Below are 4,701 nucleotides of genomic sequence, written 5' to 3'. Positions count from 1 at the left end.
GAGGACGGCGACCCGCTGGACGCGCTGGTCATCCTGGACGAGCCGACCTTCCCCGGCTGCCTCATCCAGTGCCGTGCGATCGGCATGTTCCGGATGACGGACGAGGCCGGCGGCGACGACAAGCTGCTGTGCGTGCCGGCGCACGACCCGCGTGTGGAGCACCTGCGGGACATCCACCACGTGTCGGAGTTCGACCGCCTGGAGATCCAGCACTTCTTCGAGGTCTACAAGGACCTGGAGCCCGGCAAGTCGGTCGAGGGCGCCAACTGGGTGGGCCGTACGGACGCCGAGGCCGAGATCGAGCGGTCCTACAAGCGCTTCAAGGAGCAGGGCGGTCACTGACCCCTGCTGATGCTCACGGGCCGTACGCCTGCGCGTGCGGCCCGTTCGCCTGTATGTGCGCATACTGAGGCTGGGGGTACTGAGGCTTACGTGTCGTACAGGGAGCGCCAGGCAGTGACGGACGCGGAGGACCGCAAGCCGAAGTCGGACGAGGCCAGGAGCGCGTTCCTGCCTCCGGCCGGGGCCGCCGTCGACGGGGACATGTCGACGACGTCGGAGTTCGCGATCCCCGAGGGTCTCGCCGTGCCCAAGGTGACCGGTACGGAGTCCGAGGTGACGTCGGAGTTCGCCCTGCCGGAGGGGCTGGACGTCTCGCAGGTGCCGGCGGCGGATCCGGAGGGGTCGGCGTTCACTCCGCCGAGCACGTACAGCGCGAAGCAGGCCCCCATAGCGTTCACCCCGCCGAACGGGATCCCCAAGGTCAGCCTCACCAAGGACGTGCCCTGGCAGGACCGGATGCGCACCATGCTGCGCATGCCGGTGGCGGAGCGGCCGGCGCCGGAACCGAGCCAGCGCGGCGGCGACGACTCGGGGCCGGCCGTGCCGCGTGTGCTCGACCTGACGCTGCGTATCGGCGAGTTGCTGCTGGCGGGCGGTGAGGGCGCCGAGGACGTGGAGGCGGCCATGTTCGCCGTCTGCCGGTCGTACGGCCTGGACCGCTGCGAGCCCAACGTCACCTTCACCCTGCTGGCGATCTCCTACCAGCCGTCGCTCGTCGACGACCCGGTCACGGCGTCGCGGACCGTGCGCCGCCGGGGCACCGACTACACGCGGCTGGCGGCCGTGTACCAGCTGGTGGACGACCTCAGCGACGACGAGACGGCGGTCTCCCTGGAGGAGGCCTACCGGCGGCTGGCGGAGATCCGCCGTAACCGGCACCCCTATCCCGGCTGGGCGCTGACCGGCGCGAGCGGGCTGCTCGCGGGTGCGGCCTCCGTGCTGGTCGGCGGTGATCTGATCGTGTTCGTCGCGGCGGCGCTGGGCGCGATGCTCGGCGACCGGCTGGCGTGGCTGTGCGCGGGGCGCGGGCTGCCGGAGTTCTACCAGTTCACGGTGGCCGCGACGCCGCCGGCCGCGATCGGTATCGCCCTGACGCTGGCCCACGTCGACGTGAAGGCGTCGGCGGTGATCACCGGTGGGCTGTTCGCGCTGCTGCCCGGGCGGGCGCTGGTGGCGGGTGTGCAGGACGGGCTGACCGGCTTCTACATCACCGCGTCGGCGCGTCTGCTGGAGGTCATGTACTTCTTCGTGGGCATCGTCGCGGGTGTGCTGATGGTGCTGTACTTCGGCGTGCAGCTGGGGGCGCGGCTCAACCCCGACCAGGCGCTCGGGGCCTCCGACGACCCGGTGATGATGATCGGGGCGTCGATGCTGCTGTCCCTGGCGTTCGCGGTGCTGCTCCAGCAGGAACGATCCACCGTGGTGTGGGTGACGCTGAACGGCGGTGTCGCGTGGGTCGTGTACGGCGCGATGCACTACGTGGGGGACATCTCGCCGGTGGCGTCCACTGCGGCGGCCGCGGGGCTGGTGGGGCTGTTCGGGCAGCTGCTGTCCCGGTACCAGTTCGCCTCGGCGCTGCCGTACACGACCGCGGCGATCGGGCCGTTGCTGCCGGGTTCCGCGACGTACTTCGGGCTGCTGGCGATCGCGCAGAACGAGGTGGACGAGGGGCTGGTGTCACTGTCCAAGGCGGTGGCCCTGGCCATGGCGATCGCCATCGGGGTGAATCTGGGGTCCGAGATCTCGCGGATGTTCCTGCGGATCGGGTCCGCGGAGAAGCGGCGGGCCGCCAAGCGGACCAGGGGGTTCTAGCGCCGGGTGCGTATGGGCTGCCGGGTGCCTATGGGCTCGGGGCTTCCTGTCCGTTGGCGGCTGCGGGCCGGTGGGGGTTGTTCGCCCAGTTCCCCGCGCCCCCAAGAGGGTGGGTTCAGTAGCCGCCGTTGTAGGGGCCCTGCCGGCCCTGCTGCTGGTGGCCGTAACCGGGGCTCTGGGGGTACTGGCCGTAGTACTGCTGGTCGTCGTAGCCGTTGTGGTTGCCGTACGGGGGCTGCTGCGGGTGCTGGTGGGGCTGGTCGTGCGGGGTGATGCGGCGGAGCTGGGTCGTCGCGTCGTCCATGACGGGGGGTTGGGGCCGGACCGCCGGGGCCTCGGACGCGGCGCGCTTCTTCTTGGAGCGGTCGCGGAGGTACTCGATGAGGATCGGGACGACGGAGAGCAGGACGATCAGGACGAGGATCACCTCGACGTTCGTCTTGATGAACTCGATCTGGCCGAGCCAGTAGCCCGCGAGGGTGACGCCGGTGCCCCAGGCGATGCCGCCGATGACGTTGTACGTCAGGAACGTGCGGTACTTCATGCGGCCGGCGCCGGCGACGATCGGGGCGAACGTGCGCACGATCGGGACGAAGCGGGCCAGGACGATCGCCTTGGGGCCGTGCTTCTCCATGAACTCGTGGGCCTTGTCCAGGTTCTCCTGCTTGAAGAGCTTGGAGTTGGGGCGGCTGAAGAGCTTCGGGCCCAGGAACTTGCCGATCATGTAGCCCACTTGGTCGCCGAGGACGGCGGCGAGCACGATCAGCGTGCAGACCAGCCACAGCGGCTGGCTGATGTATGTGCCCTCGGCGACGAAGAGGCCCGCCGTGAACAGCAGGGAGTCGCCGGGCAGGAACGCGAAAAGACCCGACTCCGCGAAGACGATGAGCAGGATGCCCGGCAGGCTGAACGTCGAGATCAGGTAGTCCGGGCTGAGCCACTCGGGGCCGAGCGCAAGCGTGGTCACGGGGATGTGGCTCCTGCTGCTGGGGGTACGGGCTGGGGGCTGACTGCTTCAAAGTATCAACGCAGCCGTCATGGCCCAGGTTCCATGGGCGTACTCAGGATGCACTGTGCGCGGTCCCGGTCAAAGCTGTGAACCATGGGCATCGATGAATACGGCGGCGGACAGGGCCCCCGGCCCGACGTCCTGGTCGTCACCACGAACGACGTACCCGGCCACCGCGTGCAGGAGGTGCTCGGCGAGGTCTTCGGCCTGACCGTGCGCTCCCGCCACCTGGGAAGCCAGATCGGCGCCGGATTGAAGTCGATGGTCGGCGGCGAGTTGCGCGGGCTCACCAAGACGCTCGTGCAGACCCGCAACCAGGCCATGGAGCGACTCGTCGAACAGGCACGCGCGCGTGGAGCCAACGGTGTGCTCGCGTTCCGCTTCGACGTGACGGAGGCGGCGGACGTCGGCACCGAGGTGTGCGCGTACGGCACGGCGGTGGTCCTGGCCCGGGAGTGAGGCCCCACGCGAGCGTGTTTCCGATTTGTTCCGTTTGATCCGCTTATCGTGTGCCCGTGGTCCAGGACACCGAGCAGCAGGCGCCCTCCGTCACTCCGTCGACCCCCGCGCGCGTGCTGCTGCCGTCGATCCTGCCCGCGGTGGCCGTCGGCGTGGTGTCCAGCCTGCTCCTGGTGGGGGTGGAGGTCGCCGCCGGGGAGCTCCAGGACGTGCTGTGGGAGACCGTGCCGGACGCACTGGGCATCGGCCGGTACTCCGTGGCGTGGATGTTCGTGATGCTTGTCGCGACCGGTGTCGCGGTCGGACTGGTGGTGTGGAAGGTGCCGGGTCACGCGGGCCCCGATCCGGCCACCGTCGGTCTGGACGCCCCGGTCCTGCCGCCCGTGGTGCTGCCGGGGCTGTTGCTGGCGGCAGCGCTGATGCTGGCCGGCGGGCCGAGCCTCGGCCCGGAGAACCCGATCATCGCCGTGAACGTCGGCCTGGCGGTCTGGCTGGGCGGCAGGGCCCTCCCCCGGGCGCCGGGCCGGATCTGGCCGGCGCTGGCGGAGGCTGCGACGCTCGGAGCCCTGTTCGGCACGCCCGTGGGTGCCGCCCTCGTCATCTCCGAGGTACTGGTCCGGCAGGAGACGCGCGGCCTGCTGTGGGACAACCTCTTCGCGCCGCTGACCGCCGCCGCGGCCGGCTCCCTGACCGTCGACCTCGTCGACCACCCGAGTTTCGACCTGGACCTGCCCTCCTTCGGCCGCCCGGGCTGGTCGGACCTCCTCGCGGTGGTCGTGGTCGCCTCGGCGGGCGCACTGCTCGGCATGTGCGCCGTACGCGCCTTCCCGTACGTCCACGGAGCCTTCCGCCGGCTGCGGCACCCGATGCTGATGCTCCCGGCCGGCGGGGTCGTGCTGGGCGGACTCGCGGCCCTGGGCGGGCATCTGACGCTGTTCAAGGGGCTCGACGAGGTCGCCGAGCTGGCGCACGACCCGGACGGCTGGTCGGCCGGGGAGTTCGCCGTCATGACGGTGGTGAAGCTGGCCGCGCTGCTCGTCGCCGCGTCCTGCGGGTTCCGCGGCGACGAGCAGCGCGGC

5 protein-coding genes are annotated in these 4,701 nt (G+C 70.7%); 4 read left to right on the top strand and 1 reads right to left on the bottom strand.

Features of this window, described 5'->3' with window-relative positions:
• Both CCL05_RS18820 and CCL05_RS18815 read left to right on the top strand, forming a co-directional pair.
• Positions 1–342, top strand: a 342-nt coding sequence (locus tag CCL05_RS18820; RefSeq protein WP_086561660.1) for an inorganic diphosphatase, incomplete at its 5' end; no start/stop codon positions are given.
• Positions 343–456: 114 nt separating this feature from the next.
• Positions 457–2,154 carry a threonine/serine exporter family protein gene (locus CCL05_RS18815; protein ID WP_086561659.1) on the top strand — a complete coding sequence of 566 codons (1,698 nt, stop codon included), beginning with the start codon at positions 457–459 and terminating at the stop codon, positions 2,152–2,154.
• 115 nt (positions 2,155–2,269) lie between these two features.
• Here CCL05_RS18815 and CCL05_RS18810 read toward each other — a convergent pair whose 3' ends face one another.
• Complete coding sequence (locus CCL05_RS18810) at positions 2,270–3,121, bottom strand: DedA family protein (protein ID WP_086561658.1); 852 nt, start codon at positions 3,119–3,121, stop codon at positions 2,270–2,272.
• A gap of 135 nt (positions 3,122–3,256) precedes the next feature.
• Between CCL05_RS18810 and CCL05_RS18805 the strand changes: the two genes are divergently transcribed.
• Both CCL05_RS18805 and CCL05_RS18800 read left to right on the top strand, forming a co-directional pair.
• Positions 3,257–3,622, top strand: a complete 366-nt coding sequence (locus CCL05_RS18805) for a YbjQ family protein (protein ID WP_010044286.1) — start codon at positions 3,257–3,259, stop codon at positions 3,620–3,622.
• A 56-nt stretch (positions 3,623–3,678) separates the two neighbouring features.
• On the top strand, positions 3,679–4,701 hold a 1,023-nt coding region (locus CCL05_RS18800; protein WP_107400480.1), incomplete at its 3' end, for an ion channel protein.

Source organism: Streptomyces africanus (assembly GCF_002150735.1).
Classification (GTDB): Bacteria; Actinomycetota; Actinomycetes; order Streptomycetales; family Streptomycetaceae; genus Streptomyces; species Streptomyces africanus.
Note: the sequence above shows the minus strand (reverse complement) of the source record. Positions and strands in the feature narration are given on the sequence as shown.

What these genes read in the sequence shown, in the direction of transcription:
- CCL05_RS18805 (WP_010044286.1), top strand. Translation starts at nt 3,257, where the DNA reads ATGGGCATCGATGAATACGGCGGCGGACAGGGCCCCCGGCCCGACGTC.